The following is a 19,325-nucleotide window of genomic DNA, read 5'->3' on the forward strand; positions in this document are numbered from 1 at the left end:
CGGAGAACTAATAACCTCTTTTCCCTCTTCCCATTTCCTTTTGCTTACTCAGTTGAAGTATGGAGGATACGGTCAATAAGTGCGGTGGTTGAGGTTGGAATTTCCACTTTCACTAATTCGATCCGTCCCCCATAGGCTTGAACAACAGGTGCTTCTGGTAGCGTTGACTGGCTATAGTCTCCCCCTTTTACATAAATGTCTGGCTGAAGTGCCTGGATTAAACGAGTGGCTGTGGTTTCAGAGAAAATCACGATACCATCTACGGGTTTGAGAGTTGCGAGAACTTCTGCCCGTTGTGCTTCGGGAACGAGGGGTCGGGGAGGAAATCCTGGTTTGTTGGGCTTAATCGTTTTTACTGACTGATCACTATTTAACCCCACGACGAGCGATCGCCCCAAGGATTTGGCAACTCGTAAGTAGCGGACATGACCCGCGTGCAGCAGGTCAAAGCAGCCGTTCGTAAATACTAGGGGTCGCCACTGGTCAGGGGATGCTGCGATCGCATATTGTAATTCACTTAAGCTATAGAGGCAGGGAATCATTGGGTCATTTGTCATCAGTCTGGAGGAGTCACTTTTTCTCTATACATTCACTGTCTTACCTTTGGGTGGGATATTGATACCCCTCTTGATAAGCAAAGCGAATGAGTTGAGCGCGATTCTCTACTCCTAGTTTATTAAGAATGCTACTGAGATGAGTTTGAACGGTGCGAGGGCTGATAAATAAGCGATCGCTTATTTGCTTATTCGTTAACCCTTGAATCACTTCCCAAAAAACTCGCTCTTCTGCGGGTGTCAACGGTAAGCGGATAGGGGTTGGTGTTGTCTCGGCACTCGTGATTAAGGCTCCCTCTTCTGGGATTGGAGCTGAGGATTCATTCTCTAGCTGGGGAGGGGAGGTTCCAACAGTCATCTGCATCAACCGGACAATCTCCGAATGAATTCGACGCGATCGCTCCAACTGGGCTTCAATTTTGGCAACTAGTTCTCTAGGGTCAACAGGTTTGATTAAATAATCATCCGCTCCAATTGAATGACCATGAATTCGGTCTTCTAATTCTCCTTTACCCGATAAAAAGATAAATGGCATCAGTTGACCAGAGGGAGTAGCTCGTAGTCGGCGGCAAAATTCTAGACCATCCATCTCTGGCATCATGACATCAGAAACCACCAAGTCAGGTGGATTTTTGGCAAAAGCGACTAAGGCTTCAACTCCAGAACTAACCTGTTCAACTTGGTACCCTCGATTTTCGAGGTAGCGTGTCAAGACAGTTCGCATTGTTCTATCGTCGTCAACCACTAAAATCTTTTTCATATTCTTCCGGAGCCACCTTTCCTGCCAAATCCCAATTTAACTAGGGAGAAGCAATTTATCTTGTGCGTTTGGGATTAGGGTTTTAGAGAGAAGCAATGAGCTAAGCACCATAACTTTACTTAGCGTAGCCGCTCCTCCAAGAGATAGCGGTAAGTAGTCTCAACTAGTGCCTGACTTAGTCGGGAAAGAACTAACGCTCGTGAAGCGTCTGCTGCACCAATACCTGACGAGGGCTGGGCGATTCAATAAGGAAAGGTCGCCTTAGCTAAATCAAGCACCCTGCTCTTGAAGAGTGCGATCACGCTGACTAACGCTGAACTGAGTCCGGCGAGAGCTAGCGCTGCCACTAACGTCTACTTTAGATGCCCTACTTCAGCATAATGGCTGATTGCAAGCCGTGCCTAAAAGCTGTACCTGTTTAGCAAGGCTTTGTATATTCCCTTGTCGTTGACGTTTTGACAAAATCCTTAGCTGCACCAAAGCCTTCAAAACTGAGGCATATCTAAGTCAGAGCAGCATCTGATTAAAGACGGATACTCTGTTTGAATGGAGTTCAGAACGGAGGAGTTCAGGAGTTCAGTGGGGGCTTGTGACCCCTGCTCCATATGAGGTCGCTCCTATCTTCAGTTCGTTCTAAATTCAGAATTCTTCTGAACTTCTGAACTTCTGAACACAGCCACTCCTGTATTCTTCTTGGTCAGGGAGCCTTATCATTAAGCAACCTTTGTTTTTCACGGCTAGCTTATAACTAACGACACAGAACAACAAATTCTGTTACAAATCCTTAAACAAACTCAATTTATTCAAACATTCTGTAACAGTTCTTTGATATCTAGCCTCAAAAGCCAAACGTTTCACTGACGGATAGCTAAGTGTTCCTCGCATTACCAAAGATGACAAGGCTTCTACGCCATTATTTAATGTTCGTGATGATGTACAGCGTCATCGTGATGACTTATCTGCAAAAAAGCTTAATTCAGCTCCTCCTTCTGTAGAATATCTGCTAACTTTCCTGAATAATTACTGCTGACGCTAACCTTGACTTAACCAAACTGCTCTATGTACGAGAAAATCACACCACCCGATACAGGCTCTCGCATTACCTTCAAAGATGGTGAACCCATCGTTCCCGACAATCCGATTATTCCCTTTATCCGTGGAGATGGCACAGGTGTTGATATTTGGCCTGCTACCCAGAAGGTAATTGATGCTGCTGTCCAAGCAGCCTATGGTGACAAGCGCAGCATTAGCTGGTTTAAAATCTATGCTGGTGACGAAGCTTGTGAGAAATATGGCACTTATCAATATTTGCCTCAAGATACGTTACAAGCGATTCAAGACTATGGCATTGCGATCAAGGGGCCATTAACAACCCCAATTGGGGGTGGTATTCGTTCATTGAATGTCGCCCTACGGCAAATTAATGATCTCTATGCTTGTGTCCGTCCCTGTAAGTATTACCCAGGAACACCTTCTCCCCACAAAACCCCTGAGAAGCTCGATGTGATTATCTATCGGGAGAATACAGAAGACATTTACCTGGGCATTGAATGGCGTCAAGGTAGCGAAATTGGTGATAAGCTGATCGCTCTGCTAAATGAAGACTTGATACCTGCCACGCCAGAACACGGGAAAAAGCAGATTCCTCTTGACTCTGGAATTGGTATTAAACCAATAAGTAAAACTGGCTCCCAACGTTTGGTACGCCGTGCCATGCTGCACGCTTTACGGCTACCGAAAGGCAAGCAACAGGTGACTTTGGTGCATAAGGGCAACATTATGAAGTATACCGAAGGAGCTTTTCGTGACTGGGGGTATGAGCTTGCTGTCAACGAGTTTCGGGCGGAGTGTGTTACGGAACGGGAGTCCTGGATTCTTAGCAACAAAGAGCGCAATCCCGATATCACGCTAGAAGAGAATGCCCGTCAGATTGAACCGGGCTACGATGCCCTGACACCAGAGAAACGTGCTGATATTGCTGGTGAGGTGGAATCTGTCCTCAATGCCATCTGGGACACTCATGGCAGTGGTCAGTGGAAAGAAAAGGTGATGGTAAATGACCGGATTGCTGACAGTATTTTTCAGCAAATCCAGACTCGACCGGATGAGTACTCAATTCTCGCCACAATGAACCTGAACGGAGACTATATCTCTGATGCCGCCGCCGCGATTGTGGGCGGCTTGGGGATGGGGCCAGGGGCGAATATTGGTGACACTTGTGCGATTTTTGAGGCAACACATGGTACTGCCCCAAAACACGCAGGGTTAGATCGGATAAACCCTGGTTCTGTGATTCTGTCAGGGGTAATGATGCTGGAGTTTATGGGCTGGCAGGAAGCGGCTGATTTGATTAAGAATGGATTGGGTGGTGCGATCGCTAATCGAGAAGTAACCTACGACTTAGCCCGCTTAATGGAGCCTCCCGTTGAACCCTCGTTAAAGTGTTCGGAGTTTGCCGAGGCAATCATCAAGCACTTCCATAGCTAAAGCTAACGTGCGTTCAAGTTGCATTTCGCTCTTGAGAGTTCAAGGGAAAGAGCTGAGTAGGGTAAGGGCGCACAGCTGTGCGCCCCTACAGAGGTTACTTCCCCTGCTTTTAGAACTGGTGGGCAACTTTCGTCGCAAAGGTCTAAGGATTGGAGAAGGTGTTAATCTGACCTCCGCCAATATATTGCCCTGGAACTGGATTAGGAGTGGTGAAGGTCGGTTGACTCAGTTGACTTGGTTGTGAGCCTGGACTAGTCAGCGTTGAGTTAAATCCAGGGTTAGTCATTCCGTTAACTTGAATTGGTGGTTGGGTAGAGTATTGCCCATAGCTACCCGCCGTTGTCGGTACTACGGGTGTCGTTGGTATTGCCCCTGGCACATTGGTAGTTGGTTGGGGGGGCACCAGATAGGTAAAGGAGTTTGGGGGCGTTGTAGGGGCAACAGAGTAGCCAGTTGTTCCAGGTACAGTTGTTGCTGGATAAGTCGTTTGTCCTTGATAGGTTGTAGTTGGTGAGGCCTGTCTCTGGATATTAGTGGGTGTCTGAGTCTCGTTAGTCGCACGAAGAGCATTAGTAGCAGCAACTCGGTCAAGGGCACTTTGTAGCGGGCTTACCGAGACTGTACCTGGGCTAGTGTTAAACCCCAAGGGAGAATCAGCCGTTGTGCCTGTCGAGGAAGACGGTTGATTAGTTGGGTTCCGATTCGTAAACAGGACACTCTCAGAAACTGAACTAGGATTTAAAAGTCCTTGAGCAGATTTAGCAAAGGGATTAGTCGTGTTTGCTGTCTGCTGCGGCTTGAGTGACAAGGTTTGGCTGTTTGAGGCAGGATTGGAGTCAGTTACTTCTGTCTGAGGCAGGGTTTGAGTAAACAATCCCCCTGTATTTGAGCTTTGAGGCTTCTGGTTGGATGCGGTCGTTAACGATAAAGCCTTTGTCCGATTAAATTCTTCCAAAAACACTGAAGAATTATCGATGTCAGTTGTAATGGCGGCGAGTTCTTCAGCAGGGAGTGTTGGTTTAACGTCTGGAGTATTTGAACCAGTCACTGAAGCCCCGCCAAGGATACTGAACGACTCTGGGTTTTTCCAGTACTCCCACGTAAAGAGCAGCACTAACAAAAGCCCTGAAGCTGATGCCCAAAATGCTGGTCGTTTGAATGGCTTTAGTCGAGCTTTGAGATAGCGGAGGTAAGCAGGATGGTGATTAGGAAATGACATCGCACAAGCCTTCAGCTGAACTCTACACAAATTGTAGAGTCTTTGACACGCGCACGCCTAAAGATGTGGGATTCTTATTTTGACTGCTGACACTTATTGCTTTGTCTATTGAGCGGCTTTGAATAACAAAAATCCCCCGGCTCCTAAACCAAAGAAATTTGGTAACCAAGCTGCCATAAAGGGAGAGAGGATATTGAGCTGACCAAATGCTCCAGACATAAACCCTAATAAGTAGTACGCAAAAATTACTATCACACTAATACCAAAACTTGTGGCTCTACCAGCGCGTTGAGGACGAGTTCCTAGCGACGCCCCAACTATCCCAAAAACCAGGCAGACAAAGGGAAAAGCGAATTTTTGTTGAAGGCGCACGTTGACCTTGAGGAGCCTTTTCTCATCGGCACCTAGCTTGACAATCTCTCGATAATCCAAAATCTGGGCAATGTTCATCTCATCCAATCCACGGCTTTGAGTTGCCAAGTCAAGAGGCGCTTTGGGAAGTTTGAGCTGTTGATTTTCAAAGGGTTGAATGTTGCGGTAGGAAGCGTTGGGAGAGATGAGATAGATCGTGCCGTTGAAAAAATCCCAAGCATTTTGAGTCGGATTCCAAACGGCTGATTTAGAGGTGACGATTTTGTTAAGCCCTTGCTGAGACCACTCAAGTACGGTTAAACCTTTCATTTCCTTGCCATCAAACTGGTCGGCATAGAATAAACGCCTCAGTGCGCGAATTTTTTCACCATCGGGCTGAGTGACTTCTCCATATTCGGGATAGAAAATATTGTTTTCCTTGAAGTCTGGCTTTTCCTCATCGAGGGCTTTGTCTAAGGTAGTAGAGGCTTGATAGTTAGCAGCAGGAACCACTAATTCGTTGAACAAGAACGTCATCCCGGTGACGACTAAGCTCAAAACTATGGCAGGTACGGCAAGCCGATAAACACTGATTCCACAACTGCGTAGAGCAACTAACTCACTATCACTGCTCAATCGAGAGTAGGTCATCAGTGCGGCTAAGAGCATTGACATCGGGAAGGCATAGGAGATAAACTCCGGCATCTTCAGCAGCATCACTTGTACTGCAATCGCCAGAGGGATTTCTGACTCGGTAACTTTCCTCACTAAATCAAAGAGGGTACCTATGGCAACACCAACAGAAGAGAATGCCCCAATACCAAACAGCAAGGGCTGAATTAGTTGGGCGGTAAGGTACCGATCCATGACTGATAAGCCAGGAAACAAGGAAATAAAGGGCTGAGATTTACCGAATGTCATTGCTTAAGCGTCGGGCTTTTTAAGGTTGTGAGTTGACGAGTTTGGAGTGTCAAATCTTCATCGCTGAAACTCATCACCCAGGTAATACTGCCGTACTAAAGGATTGTTGTAAAGTTCTTCAGCACTGCCAGAGGCGAGGATTTGCCCATCTCGCATGATGTAGGCTCGATCAGTAATTGCTAGGGTTTCTCGAACGTTGTGGTCGGTAATCAAAATCCCCATTTGGCGATCGCGTAATCCGGCTATGATTTTTTGTATTTCTGCTACAGCAATTGGGTCAACCCCAGCAAATGGCTCATCCAAGAACAAAAATTTTGGCCCTTCTACTCCAGAGGCTAAGGCTCTTGCCAGTTCAGTTCGTCGCCGTTCTCCCCCAGACACTTGATTTCCTTGAGTATTCGCGACTTTTTCCAAGCGAAATTCTTGCAGTAAGTTATGCAGCCGCATCCGCCACTCCTGACGCGGTACCCCCGTTTGCTCTAACACGAGTTGAATATTATCCCGTACACTCAGGTGCCGAAAGATACTAGCTTCCTGAGCGAGATAGCCAATGCCCAGATGCGCTCGCTTGTTCATTGGCAACGTTGTGATATCTAGATCATCCAACCAGACTGTACCCAAGTTGGGTTTTTCTAGTCCTGTTGCGATGTAAAACGTTGTCGTTTTCCCAGCACCATTTGGTCCGAGTAGCCCCACCACTTCCCCTTGAGCGACGGAAACATTGACACGATTGACAATTGTCCGCTTGCCATAGGATTTATGGATATTCTCTAATACGATTCTCAAGAACGCTACCTCTTTAGGCTCTGTTAGTTAAGCGGATAAGCGGTTGTGCCTCTCGCGCTTGAATGCTCCGAGAGCTTCTGCCTACCCGTTTACCCACGTTCTGATAACTAACAAAGTTAACGGTCAATAGTCAACCGTTAACAAACAACAAACTTGGGTTATTGCCCCGGTGCAGGTTCACTGACAGGAGTCTTGAAAGCAGGCTTGGGATTGAAGGGGGGAGTCACAGGTGGTGCTACAGGTTGTGCGGGAGCTTCTGGGTCAGCAACGAGATAAATGGATTCTACTTGCTGCTGCGCTCTAGGCAGTGCTACGAACCGCCCTTCATCAATTAAGTAGGTGATGGTTTCGCCGCGCAAGCTATTGCCTTGCTGCAAAACGTAGACATTGCCACTAAGGATGATGCGGCGTTCACGGCTAAAGTATTGCGCTTGAGCTGCCGTTGCTTGGATTTGTCGAGCGGGATAGTCCATTTGTACGTTGCCCCGTGCAGTGACAACGCCAGTTTGAGAGTTGGCTTCCTGAACATCCGAGCGAACGGTGAGGGCACGTCCGTCACCTGTTTGGGCTTGGGCATCTTGGAGGTGAGACGGAAATGCGATCGCGCCTACTAAAGTCGCTGGCAGTAATAACGCTAAACTCAGACGTTGCTTCAATTTGGAAGTGAGTAGAGAGGAGGACTTCATTGGTCTAAAGAGTTGGGAGTTAGGAATTATGCGTTATGAATTAACAACTTTTAACTCAGAACGCTTCATGATTCATCAGTCTTTAGTCATCCTTAACCTAAGGACAAAATACCAGAATTTAGATAAAGTTGTTCAGCTTAGAGCGATCTGTAAGCCTTATAGACGCTCAATCGTTACTATAAGTTTCTAGCCACTCCAAAAGAACTAGGGTAAGAGAGTTAATGAGTGAGGCTGATTACTCAAGGTTATACCCATTACCTATTGCCTAGTTGCTTGTCTAGTCAACTCGCGAAATTTTTGGCAAACGACCAACAGCATTACCACTTACCGATGTAGCATCATTAGTTTCAGCTACTGCCAGTTGTTTAACAAAATCAGCGACTTGCTCTGCTCCAGTTTCTTGCAATGCCTTCAACAGCTCAATACTTTGCGTCATTAGCTCAGTCACATCAACCCCCTCATAAACTGGCTGATAGTCTCCGAGGCGACCGATTCCCTCACCCAACAAAATTACAGCCCCTCGCCAGTTGAGATTACCTAGATGGTAGCAAGCAACAGCAATTTGTAAAATCCCCTGGTAAAACTGCTTATCCGGCTCAAAGGCTTCCATCCACAAGGCTTCTAGGGTGTCGTGACAGGCGTAAAACTCCTGCTGATTGAATTGTTCGACACCCTGCCAAAATTCTTCTGGTGGTACGACGGGCATCATGCCATGCTGTCTCGCACCGATTGAATTTCTTCCATCGCAATATCCTGCTTGTCACCCGAAAACTCGTTTTCCGGTGTCAGGAACAACATACAGTGGCACTCTTTGCGCTCACGCATGGGGATACAAGGACAATTCCAATAGGCAGCTTTCACTTCGGCTTCTTTGTCCTCGTAGTGGCGACAAGGGCATAAGGGCGCACCGAGTTCGTCCTTGTGTTTGGCAAGTCCTTCAATAACCACAGCCGTTACGGAAGGGTCAACACAGAAGTAGGTGCCTGTACGCTTGGCATAGGTTTCTGAAAAATTTTTCATCGCCTCCAGGTTTTTATCACTGGAGAGGTTAGAGGTTTTTGATGTACTCATGTAATAAGGTTCGGCAGATTAGCAGTCAACGTCTTTGCATTGTATCGCAAGGCTTTTACTCAGCAGTAGTCAGGGCATCTACGCCATAGGAATAGTTAAGGAAATGTGTCTAACCTGAAAATAGCAGGGGGAGAAGAATTTTCATTCAATCTTTTCCCTTTTCCCTTCTGCCTTCTGCCTTCTGCCTTTTGCCTTTTGCTATATATTGAGGCACTGCCGACGCTAAGGTTAATGGCTAATTCAAGGGTTGCTGTAATTGGCGTTGTAAAGGTTGTGCGGTGTCGATGACAAGACCGGGTTGAGAAGGTTTTATCGGTCTTTCGGAGTTACCTTCAGATGAAACTGAATTCCACAAAACCCAACGGCTGCCAGGAGGTAGGGAGTTGAGACTAACAGGATTTTGTGTCAACCAAATTAAGGGGCTGTTGGGGGGATTACCAGCAGTCGCCTCTTCTCCTGCATTAGTTGCAGCAAGCGCTTCTAAGACAACCTGATTACCGTGTAACAAGCCTGTTTGTGCTGTCCATAGTTTGACCTGTAGCTGACTTTTGCAAGCGTAGAAGTACATGGAGGCAGCGGCAATAACGGCTTGCTCAAAGTCTTCACCACGCCACAGCGCAGCACTATCGAGACAGATAATAACTTCTTGAGAGCCAGTAAAGATTTCTAGCTCACGCACTTGCAATTCACCATAACGCGCACTGGTGCGCCAGTGAATCAGACGAGTTGGGTCACCCACTCGGTAAGGTCGCAATGCTCTTGTGAGGTCTTCTGTTGCGGAATGAGAACGGCGATCGCTATAAAATTGGGCACTATCATCTTTCCCAATGTTATCGACTAAAGGACAGTTTGTAAGGGGTAACACAGTAGGATAAATCACTGCCACAACTGGCGCATCCCAAGCACGACGACACCAAAATAAACCTAGAGGTGTTGCTGTTCTTAGCTGTACCTCGTGCCAGCGATAGATACCCCGTTTTCGAGTCGGATGATAGTAAGTCCAGCGATAAACGCTTTGAGGGGCAATGGCTTCTACGGGTTTCTCCACTGGCTTTCCTAGTTCGGCTTGGAGAATATCCTGAACTTGCAACAGGGTTTTGGGCTTGGGGGTTGGATTTTCTATCTCTAATTCAATTGTTAAGTCGTCACCTACACTGACAGGTGGAATCGGGTGTCGGCGTACTTGAATGGATTTAAGCGATCGCGCTGGTAGAACAGCCGCCAACCCCAATAAAGCAAAAATAATCCCACTGATTACATACAGCCAGCCTGCCATTGTATTGGTTGCTGCCCCAAAAAAACACAAGGCAACGCCTCCCAAAAGCCAACCTGCATAGGCAGGTGTTACCCAATGAGTTTCTAGCCAGTCAGTAGTGCGATGAATGATTCCCATTGCCTTAGACTTACCCCTGCTGCCCTATTTGCCTTAGTTAAACTCCAGCCTAACAAGTTATCGAAATCAATACTGCACACCTCTCCATGCCAAAACTCTTTGACAATGAAGCTGAGATCAAAAACTATCTTATTCAGGCGGCATCTGAACCTGCAAATCTCAAAGTCACGGCTGATGGGAAACGCCTCAACTACCGTAACCTGGGCATTAAAATTGGTGTAACTTGCTACGTTTTAGATCAAAGTCGGGTTTTAATTTTGGAGCGATCGCCTTTGGTAAATTTTGGCGCTTGCTGGGGAACGGTTTCCGGTTACATAGATGACCTTGAAATCATCCAGAACTCTAGTCAAATTTGCCGCGATCACCTGATTCAGGAGTTTCAGGAGGAAATCGGTTGGACAATCAGCGACTCCATGATGTTGAAGTATTGTGGAACTCATGCCTTGATTCAGTCTCAGCTAAAAATTCACTTCGAGATTTTCTGCTTGCTAATCGATGAACCACCAGCCATTACATTAAATCAGGAACATAAACGCTGTAGCTGGGTAGACTTAGAGACAATAAACGAGCTTCGTCCTATCCTAATTACCCAATTTTTGGAAGGTTTAGAGAAAGTTTCAAAGGAACCGTAACTTACTTAATTGTTTGGCTCAGTGCCAAAAATTAATTTTCCAGTATCATAAACTGGAAGTTTTTCATTTTTAACTAAATCAACCTTGTCTTTTAGGTCTTGATAAGACCAATCATTATCAGGATTCCAGGCACCAGGGCTGTTGAAGCTAAATTGAACTTCTTTTTTGTAATGCTGTTCTCCTCCTGGATAAATCTTGGAGCCATCCAAATCAACTTGAACATAATAAATAGTTTTAGATTGCTTCCAAGGCTTTAAAGCTGAAACAGTAGCAGTTTGCTTATCATTCAAACTAACTTTTATATCCGAAGGCTTGCGACCTTCTTTCAATAGTTCACTAATATCAATAAAATATCTGAAGGATAGATTTTGAACCAGTCTTGCCGGCCAAGCAGACTGATTGTGGACAATCGCTCGAATTTCAGTAAATTTATCTTTACTAACGTTGACTTTTGCCTCTACAAAAAATTCATCGTCTTTCTTTTCGGGTTCTGGAAATTTTGCTAAAGGTTGTCCGCCATATTTGGCATACATTTTAGCTACAGCTCCTGTGAAGCCAGCATTATAATCTGTAGCGACTTCAGCCATGACAAAATTAGCGCGATCGTCTTTATAATTGTCATTCTTATCGGGTCCACCAACTAGTGCCCCGTAAAGAATATGCCGTGACTGTTCTGGGATACTTTTACTATTCGCCCAAGAACCATGGGCTGTTCTGTGATGAGGCTGAGTCGGAGGATTATTCTCAAAACCAACTACATAGCTTCTTTGCTTAGGATTTGATCCAAGCATATAGTTAATTTGTTTCTCAGCAAACGAATGGTATTTTACTCTTTTATAAGGAGTTTTAACCCAATCTCCGTAGATAAAGGCTAAAAACGCTGTCTTCGATGCATACCGAAGAGAACCCCATTCGTCTAGCCAAGCTAAACCTCCCTTAGTCTCGTAAATTCTTTTCCACTGGCATCGATCAGCCCAATAATCTAACCAACGTTCAGCATCTTTTGTATATTTTTCTTTCCCAGTTATCTTGGCTAAAAGCACATAACTTCCATAAGATTTATCATCCCAAGTATGAGTCCAATTGTAAGAATTAATTGAGTTTGGGCTATCACTTAAATTTGTGTAGTATTGCTCAGCTTTATCAAGATATTCTTTTCCTTCGGTTGCTTGATAAAGCCATGCGGCTCCCCAAACTAGTTCATCATCATATCCACTTTGAGACTTATAAAAATCATTAGCATCAGTAATACAATCCGAATATTTGCCTCTATAAGTTTCAGCAAAGTCATAGAGTTCTTTAGCGTGCCTGAGTAGTGTATTTGAGTAGGTTGTATCTGTCTTTTTAAACACTATAGAAGACGCTGCCATAGCAGCCGCCATCTCTCCGGCTAAATCTGAACCAGGACAAGAGGCATCTATTTTGTAGGAGGGACGCTCCATTTGCATCACTTCAGCGGGTCCCCACCAAGCATGATCTAAACTTCCTTTTCCCACCTGACCCCAAACTACATCTGGAGAAGAGTGTGTTTTGATAAAGTAGTCATTTACCCAGCGGAGATTATCCAACATATAGTTATATTGGCCGCTCTTCTGGTATGCCTCTTCGTATTCGATGACTCCCCAAGCCAGTAGAGTAGTAGAACTTGCCATGGGAAAGCTAAACTTCATATGATCTCCGGCATCATACCACCCGCCAGTTAAGTCAATTCGTTGATCGGAACCGTCTTTTAAACCAGAGTCGCCCCGCCATTCAACTCGATTGTTTTTCGGTAATTTTCCCGACCGTTGAGCTTCGTAGAAGTAAATAGATTTTTGTAATGCTTCCCCGTAATTATACGTTGTTTCAGCAATGTATTCTTTGACAGGAAGATTGAAGTAAGTGTAGATAGAAGCTACAATGCAATTAAATGTTAAGGCTATTACTGTAATAATAAAAAGAGTGGTTGCTGTAACTATAGTTCGCTTCGTTAACATTTTTCATTAAAATTATTGCAAAAATTATCTAAAGGCGAAGAGCGTAAAGTATCCAACTAAAATTATTAAGACGAACTACCAATCTAAGTTTAATTGCTTTCCAATCTCTGTTCGGATTCAGGTTGTAAGCTTGTTTAATCCTGAATGAGATATTTTTATTATTCTCATTAAATTCACTTGATGTAACTAAAAAGCTTATCTGTTCATCAATTCTTTTTTTCTCTAGCTGTAGGGTTCGAGAGCGCTTTAACGTTTAAGCACACCATACAAGCCCTTTATAGATACATTCTCTTTGTTAGACACAACTAGTTGCTCTAACGGTGACACAGACACATTAATAATCTACGAACCAACGCTGTGGCTGTCCGGATGCCTTTGAGATTTACGGAAGAGTAAAAGCTGAGCGACACGCAGCAGCAATCATCGCTTCATCTGGGGAGCATGTCAGCGCAAGCACGTAGTACTCATGTCGGTTAGTAGAGCGTAAGCGTTACCCAACCGACAAACCTTAGAGTTGGGTTGAGGAACGAAACCTAACTTAGAAGAATTTATTAGTAGCGGCATTTATGAGCATCTAAGCAAGTCACCTTTCCCCAATTAGCTACGGCTCAACACTCAAGTTTATTAAAGATAGTTAATCCCTAGATTGCTGGCTCCGTGAAAAAGTATCATAAAAATAATTACTTCTCGACTCAAATCTCAGCAACCAGCACTTACTGAGTGAGCGTTCTCAAGTTTTATCCTAATCCTAACTCCAATAGATAATCACAACTCCATAAGCAAAAAACTAGGAGTTGGAAGTTAAAGTTAGTAAGCCTATTTATAGAGCTGGATGTTACTGTTTAGTGCAACATCCTCTTCTTCAAAATCGGGCTATTTCATAAACTCAGGTGTCACTAGCAGAAAAATAATTGCGAAAGCAATTATCGCGAAAACGAGTTCTGGAGTAAGGAAGTCAGGCTGGACAACCAGATAGAGGACACCAAGGGATACCAAAATAAAGGGTATGTTCATTTTTGCTTTCCTCTAGTCTCTAAAGACAAATGTATTTTCCTGCCAATTTTACAGCTAGCGTCTCTAGGAGAGCTAACGATAAGGCGCATGGGTTGCAAGGTCTTCCCATCCCTCAAAATATCTCAAAAAGACAAGGAAGTCAGCTTATTGGTTGTTGATTGTTGGTTGTTGGTCACTGTGAATTGCTCCAGTGAAGAATCTTGCAGATCTGGTCAACTAAATCCATCGCCTTGAAGGGCTTTGTAATCACACCCGTTACACCTAGGTCAATAAACTGCCGTTGTTCACTAATTTTTGCTTTGGCTGTCAGCAGAATCGTTGGAATGTGTTTCGTTGCTGCATTAGCTTGTAACTGCCGAAACGTCGTCGGCCCGTCCATATCAGGCATCATCACATCCAGGAGAATCGCGTCAGGTAGCTCGGCTTGCGCGGTTGCTAGCCCCTCGCTACCCGAAGCGGCTGTGAAAACGTCCCATCCGGCTGCTGTTTCTAGACAGATTTGAATGATTTCGCGGATACCGTCTTCATCATCAATTACCAAGATTCGCTTGGTTGTCATAGCTGTTATCCTTGATTGCCATAGGCAGGGTGAAGTAAAAACTACTACCTTCACCCAGAACACTCTCAACCCAGATGCGTCCACCGTGCTGCTGCACAATGCTGCGGCAAATCGCTAAACCTAAACCTGTACCCCCTTTTTTTCGGGAATCAGAAGCATCAACTTGGTGAAAGCGCTCGAAGATACTTTCAACTTTTTCCGCTGGAATGCCGCGTCCCTGATCTCTCACTTGAAATAATATCGGAGGATGAGGAAGATCGCCCTCTTCTCCATTCCCAATTCCTCGTTCAACAGTTAACCAAACGGTAGAATCTCTAGGGGAGAATTTGATGGCATTACCCACTAGATTCGTCAGCACCTGAATAATGCGATCGGGGTCAGCATATAAGTCGATAGAGGCAAGAGAGGCACAAAGTTTAATCCCAGCTCGATTTGCCATCACCTGCATCATCTCGATCGCCTGATTGATCAGCTCAGCCGTATTGCAGGTTTGCTTGATCAGACTAATCTTCCCTGACTCCAAGCGCTCCAATTCAAGGATATCATTGACAAGTCGCACCAACCGTTCAGCACTTTCTGCCGCAATTTCAATAACGCGCCGCCCCTTGTCAGACTGGGTATTGACTAAACCACTTGATAGCAGGTTTAGTGCGCCATGGATCGAAGTCAAGGGAGTACGGAGTTCGTGGCTTACAACTGAGATGAATTCGTCTTTCATCCGTTCGATCACCTGGCGCTCTGTGATATCTTCCCCAATACTCAGCGTGCCAATAACATTGCCCTGCAAATCTTTTAGTAGAGTATTATTCCAGGCAATCACTCGTTCTTCACCATCCTTAGTCAGGATGACATTCTGATTATGGGTGTAGAATTCCTGTTGTAGTAAGTCTATAAAGTTGTTTTGCACCCGCTGCTTCTGGTGTTCTGGGAGGAATGTCTCAAACCAGTTTTGACCAACCACTTCAGCTACCGTGTATCCAACCAATTCCAGGAAATAGGGATTGACATAATCAACTGCCCCATCGTTATTCAGCCCTACAACGACTAAACGTACATTCTCTAAAAGGCTACGCCAACGTCGCTCTGATTCAACCAGTGTTGCCGCGATTTGCTGTTGGTACCTCATGTCGCGAGCAACCGTGGAAAGCATATTGATACTGCCGTCTGATGATTTATGAGCAAGGAGAAGCTGGTTTACTGGAATTTCTCGTCCATCATGGCTCAGAAATGCTGTTTCACCAACCCACATCCCATCACGTATGGCACTAGGAATTGCTTCATTGAGGATAATTTCATACGCCCACTCAGGGTGTGCCTGAGAGAGGGTGAAATGAGTTGAATTCTCATTCTCTCCAAAACCAAATATCTTCCGGGCAGCACTATTGAGGTAGAGAGTTCGCCCATCAATGCTTGCTGTCCCAACAATGTCAGGGGTAGCTTCAAGAATCGCTACCAGCTTCGCTCGTTCTTCTTCTACCTGCTTACGCTCAATAATTTTTTGCTGTAATTCTAAATTCGCTTTGGCTAGATCTAATGTTCGTTCCTGAACTCGGACTTCCAAATCATTGTGGGCACGACGTAGTTCTGCTTCTGCTTGCTTGCGATTAATGGCTGTCGCCAAGACATTTGCCGTTGCTTGCAGAAAGTGTACATCATCTTTAGTAAATTGCCGTTTCCGAGAGGTATGCGCTCCCAAAACTCCATAAGGACGATTCTGTCCTGGGATAATGACACTTAGACCACTGACAACTCCATGCTGATGGAGCAGACAAGGACTACTAAATCGTTGTTCTGCGCGTAGATCTTCAACGATAATGGGTTCGCTCGAAAGAAAGGTGTAGCCTGCTTGGGAATCCAACCCAACACTCAATGTTGCTTGTCCTACCAATCCTTCTTTCCAACCCACACCTGCTTGTAGGAGTAAAGAATTTCCATCGGGAAGGAGTTCTAAAACCTTGCAGTACTCTACTTCAAGGATTTGAGTAATGAGTGCAACAGCCTGATCCATCAGGTGGGAAACTTGGTTACCTGCCAAGGCTTGTTGACCTAGTTCAGCAACCGCTGCTTGCTGTTGAGCGCGAATCTTTAGCTCTGCCTCTACCCGCCGCCGTTCAGCATTTTCAATCTGTAACTCTTCATTGGCTTTAGCTAAGTCCAAAGTTCGTTTCTGAACCCGGATTTCTAGCTCATCATAAGCTCGGCGTAGTGCGGCTTCAGCAAGCTTACGATCGCTAATGTCACGGTTCACCCAAATTGTTGCGATCGCAGTACCCTGTTCGTTGTGTAACGGCACAACCACTGTTTCACAGACGCTCTTAGTGCCACCCTTGCCGGTTTCGCAGATGCTTTCTGTTTCCTCCTTACAGATGAAGTTAACCTCCCCAGTCCAGCGACCAGCGTTTAGCGTTTCATCAATAATCTTGTGTGTCAACTCATCGGAGTCTTCTGGTTTTTGCGAAATGTTGGGAGTTTTGCCTAATACTTCTGCTTTGGCATAACCGAACATCTTTTCCGCTCGCGGGTTCCAGTCAATGATGCGACCGTCTAAGTCCGTTAGGATGATGCCATCATGGAGGTTTTCAAAGATACAGGCTTGTTGCCGTAGGGTTTCCTCGGCTTGTTTACGTTCGGTTATGTCCGTATTGACTCCGATGGTAGCGATCGCCTCACCTTGTTCGTTGTACAAAGGCACAACAACAGTTTCGCATACGCCCTGAGTACCATCCTTATGGACAAAGTTAATCTCGCCGACCCATCGACCAGAATTTAGCAATTCTGCAAGAATTTCTCCAGCCAGAACGGGAGACTCTTTCAACCGATGTAAGATTGCAGGCGTTTTACCTAATACCTCAGCTTTGGTATAGCCGAATACCCTTTCTGCTGCTGGGTTCCAGTCAATAATACAACCTTCAAGGTTGGTTAAGATGACGGCATCGTATAGGTTTTCAAAGATACATGCCTGCTGGCGTAGAGTCTCTTCTGTCTGCTTACGCTCGGTGATGTCAGTTTCTGAACCTGTCATTCGCACCACATTACCTTCCTCATCCCAGAGTGCTTGTCCGCGATCGCAAACCCACATATAGGTATTGTCTTTACACAGAACCCGATACTCAGTGATACAAAATGGCGTTTTCTTGGCAAAGTGGTCTTGCACCGCTTGCATAACTCTATCGAGATCATCAGGGTGAATTCGCTTCGACCACTCATCTACATTGTTCCCGATTTCATGTTCTTCAAAGCCGCGCATCTGCTTCCAGCGGCTGGAGAAAAAGACCTCATTCGTTTTTACATTCCAGTCCCAAATCCCATCATTGCTACCGCGCAACGCCAACTGCCAGCGTTCTTCACTCTCCTGTCGTGCTTCTTCAGCAAGCTTGCGTTGCGTAGCCGCCGCCACGGCATCACTAATATCCCTATGGGAGCCGACCATTCGTACTGGGTTTCCGGCTTCATCCCACACCGCCTGCGCTCGTGACAATATCCATTTGTAGCTCCCGTCTTTACACCGCATCCGGTATTCTGCGATGTAATGCGGCGTTTTGCGTTCCAAATGAGCTTGGCGAGCTTGCATCACCTGTTCAATGTCATCGGGATGAACTCGCATCTGCCAGCCATCTTGAGGGTTTGAAACCTCATGTTCTTCATAACCCAGTATTTGGGCCCACCGTGCCGAGTGAAAGCAGTGATTGTTTTTAATGTCCAAATCCCAAATGCCATCATTGCTACCCTGTATCGCTAGCTGCCAACGTTCTTCACTTTGCCGTAGGGCACGTTCCACTCGTTCGCGCTCAAATAGTTCACGTTGGAGGCGGTCGTTAGCTTCTTGTAGTTCGGCTGTACGCTGGGCGACTCGGCTTTCTAGTTCTTCGTTGACCTGTCGCAGGATTGCCTCTGCCTCTTTACGTTGAGTAATATCTTGGGCAATCCCAGCTACTCGGTAAACCTCTCCAGACTCGTTCCGAATGGGAAATCCGCGATCGCGAACCCAGCGCACTGACCCGTCAGGTCGGACAACGCGATACTCTACCTCTCCAGCAAATCTTTGCTCAAGGCATGAAATTAGCTGTTGCCTGTCGTCTGGGTGAATCGATTCAAGGAATAATTGAGGCTTAGTGTATAAGCTTTCACAACTGCGTGCCCAGATTTGCTCATACGCAGGACTGACATAAAGAATTTCCTGGGTTGCTATGTTGCTCAGCCAAAAGACTTCATTGATGTTTTCTGCTAACTGACGGAACTTCTGTTCGCTCTCCTGTAACTTTCCTTCAGCTTGCTTACGCTCGGTTAGATCAAGAATAGTGGTGCGAGTTGCGACAAAATTTCCGGCTGCATCTCGAATTCCTGTTGAGGTGAAGAGGACAGGGAAGGTTGTACCGTCTTTCCGCATTAGCTGCATTTCCAAATCCTTGATACAGCCTTGTTCTGAGCTGTGGGGATTTTCCCGGAACAAGGTCGCATACTCGTCAGGGAGCAAATCAGTAATCTTAAGCTTCCCGATTACTTCATCGCGGCTGTAACCCAACCAACGCAGTTCTGTATCATTGATGGCGATAAAGGTGCCGTCTGGAGCTATGGAGTGATACCCACAGGGCGCATTGTTGTAGAGGTCTTGAAAATTGGCTTCTACTAGCGGATACTTCCTTAATTGGTGACTCAAGAAATCGTACACCAACAAAAAAATCAACACACCGAAGCAGGAGCCGAAGAACACGAGCAAACTTGTACTGTTAGTTTGTGTAGCCGTACTCCAGACCATTAGCAAGGCTAACCCCAATAGAGTTGTAATAATATTTTTTTCAACGGAGCTTTTCATGCCGTTTGAATTAGCTCTTTAGACATAGTTACTATTGTGTCTCTATGTACTGAATTTCGTTGAGTTATGAAGGGTCAAGATTTGATGTTAACTAAGTGCGATC

General features: G+C 45.6%; 15 protein-coding genes. 2 read left to right on the top strand and 13 right to left on the bottom strand.

Features of this window, described 5'->3' with window-relative positions:
* Positions 1-44: 44 nt before the first annotated feature.
* Together AC5JL3_RS27200 and AC5JL3_RS27205 are read right to left on the bottom strand one after the other, a co-directional pair.
* Positions 45-542 (bottom strand): adenylyltransferase/cytidyltransferase family protein, encoded by a 498-nt coding sequence (locus AC5JL3_RS27200; RefSeq protein WP_496077493.1) that lies wholly within the window; start codon positions 540-542, stop codon positions 45-47.
* 55 nt (positions 543-597) lie between these two features.
* A complete protein-coding gene (locus AC5JL3_RS27205) occupies positions 598-1,314 on the bottom strand; it encodes a response regulator transcription factor (RefSeq protein ID WP_496077433.1) in 717 nt (238 codons plus the stop codon).
* Positions 1,315-2,373: 1,059 nt separating this feature from the next.
* On the opposite strand from AC5JL3_RS27205, the gene AC5JL3_RS27210 reads away from it, so the two are divergent.
* Positions 2,374-3,801, top strand: a complete 1,428-nt coding sequence (locus AC5JL3_RS27210; RefSeq protein WP_496077434.1) for an NADP-dependent isocitrate dehydrogenase — start codon at positions 2,374-2,376, stop codon at positions 3,799-3,801.
* A gap of 142 nt (positions 3,802-3,943) precedes the next feature.
* Here the strand turns inward: AC5JL3_RS27210 and AC5JL3_RS27215 are convergent, their stop codons facing one another.
* The 7 genes from AC5JL3_RS27215 to AC5JL3_RS27245 all read right to left on the bottom strand — a co-directional run bounded on the left by AC5JL3_RS27215 (position 3,944) and on the right by AC5JL3_RS27245 (position 10,228).
* Positions 3,944-5,020 (bottom strand): hypothetical protein, encoded by a 1,077-nt coding sequence (locus tag AC5JL3_RS27215; protein WP_496077435.1) that lies wholly within the window; start codon positions 5,018-5,020, stop codon positions 3,944-3,946.
* A gap of 105 nt (positions 5,021-5,125) precedes the next feature.
* Positions 5,126-6,292, bottom strand: coding sequence for an LptF/LptG family permease (locus AC5JL3_RS27220; RefSeq protein ID WP_496077436.1), 1,167 nt, complete (start codon positions 6,290-6,292; stop codon positions 5,126-5,128).
* A 57-nt stretch (positions 6,293-6,349) separates the two neighbouring features.
* Positions 6,350-7,078: an LPS export ABC transporter ATP-binding protein gene (gene lptB, locus AC5JL3_RS27225; protein WP_192222694.1), complete on the bottom strand. Its 729-nt coding sequence runs from the start codon at positions 7,076-7,078 to the stop codon at positions 6,350-6,352.
* A 158-nt stretch (positions 7,079-7,236) separates the two neighbouring features.
* Positions 7,237-7,764: an LptA/OstA family protein gene (locus AC5JL3_RS27230; RefSeq protein WP_496077437.1), complete on the bottom strand. Its 528-nt coding sequence runs from the start codon at positions 7,762-7,764 to the stop codon at positions 7,237-7,239.
* 277 nt (positions 7,765-8,041) lie between these two features.
* Entirely contained in the window at positions 8,042-8,470 is a 429-nt protein-coding gene (locus AC5JL3_RS27235) for a DUF309 domain-containing protein (RefSeq protein WP_496077494.1), read from the bottom strand.
* Positions 8,470-8,835: a ferredoxin thioredoxin reductase catalytic beta subunit gene (locus AC5JL3_RS27240; RefSeq protein ID WP_192222697.1), complete on the bottom strand. Its 366-nt coding sequence runs from the start codon at positions 8,833-8,835 to the stop codon at positions 8,470-8,472. The genes AC5JL3_RS27235 and AC5JL3_RS27240 overlap by 1 nt, the downstream gene beginning before the upstream one ends.
* A gap of 235 nt (positions 8,836-9,070) precedes the next feature.
* On the bottom strand, positions 9,071-10,228 hold the full coding sequence (locus AC5JL3_RS27245) for a DUF58 domain-containing protein (RefSeq protein WP_496077438.1): 1,158 nt from the start codon (positions 10,226-10,228) through the stop codon (positions 9,071-9,073).
* A gap of 86 nt (positions 10,229-10,314) precedes the next feature.
* Here AC5JL3_RS27245 and AC5JL3_RS27250 point away from each other — a divergent pair, with 86 nt between their 5' ends.
* The gene (locus AC5JL3_RS27250) at positions 10,315-10,860 is read left to right on the top strand and encodes an NUDIX hydrolase (protein ID WP_496077439.1); all 546 of its coding nucleotides are present in this window, start codon (positions 10,315-10,317) and stop codon (positions 10,858-10,860) included.
* A gap of 5 nt (positions 10,861-10,865) precedes the next feature.
* Here AC5JL3_RS27250 and AC5JL3_RS27255 read toward each other — a convergent pair whose 3' ends face one another.
* From AC5JL3_RS27255 to AC5JL3_RS27270, 4 genes are all read right to left on the bottom strand, one after another.
* Positions 10,866-12,836, bottom strand: a complete 1,971-nt coding sequence (locus AC5JL3_RS27255; RefSeq protein ID WP_496077440.1) for a glycoside hydrolase family 9 protein — start codon at positions 12,834-12,836, stop codon at positions 10,866-10,868.
* 873 nt (positions 12,837-13,709) lie between these two features.
* Positions 13,710-13,850 (bottom strand): hypothetical protein, encoded by a 141-nt coding sequence (locus AC5JL3_RS27260; protein WP_192222701.1) that lies wholly within the window; start codon positions 13,848-13,850, stop codon positions 13,710-13,712.
* Positions 13,851-14,022: 172 nt separating this feature from the next.
* A complete protein-coding gene (locus tag AC5JL3_RS27265; RefSeq protein WP_496077441.1) occupies positions 14,023-14,409 on the bottom strand; it encodes a response regulator in 387 nt (128 codons plus the stop codon).
* A complete protein-coding gene (locus AC5JL3_RS27270) occupies positions 14,381-19,222 on the bottom strand; it encodes a PAS domain S-box protein (RefSeq protein WP_496077442.1) in 4,842 nt (1,613 codons plus the stop codon). The genes AC5JL3_RS27265 and AC5JL3_RS27270 overlap by 29 nt, the downstream gene beginning before the upstream one ends.
* Between the last annotated feature and the right edge of the window lie 103 nt (positions 19,223-19,325).

This window comes from Symplocastrum torsivum (assembly GCF_059505465.1).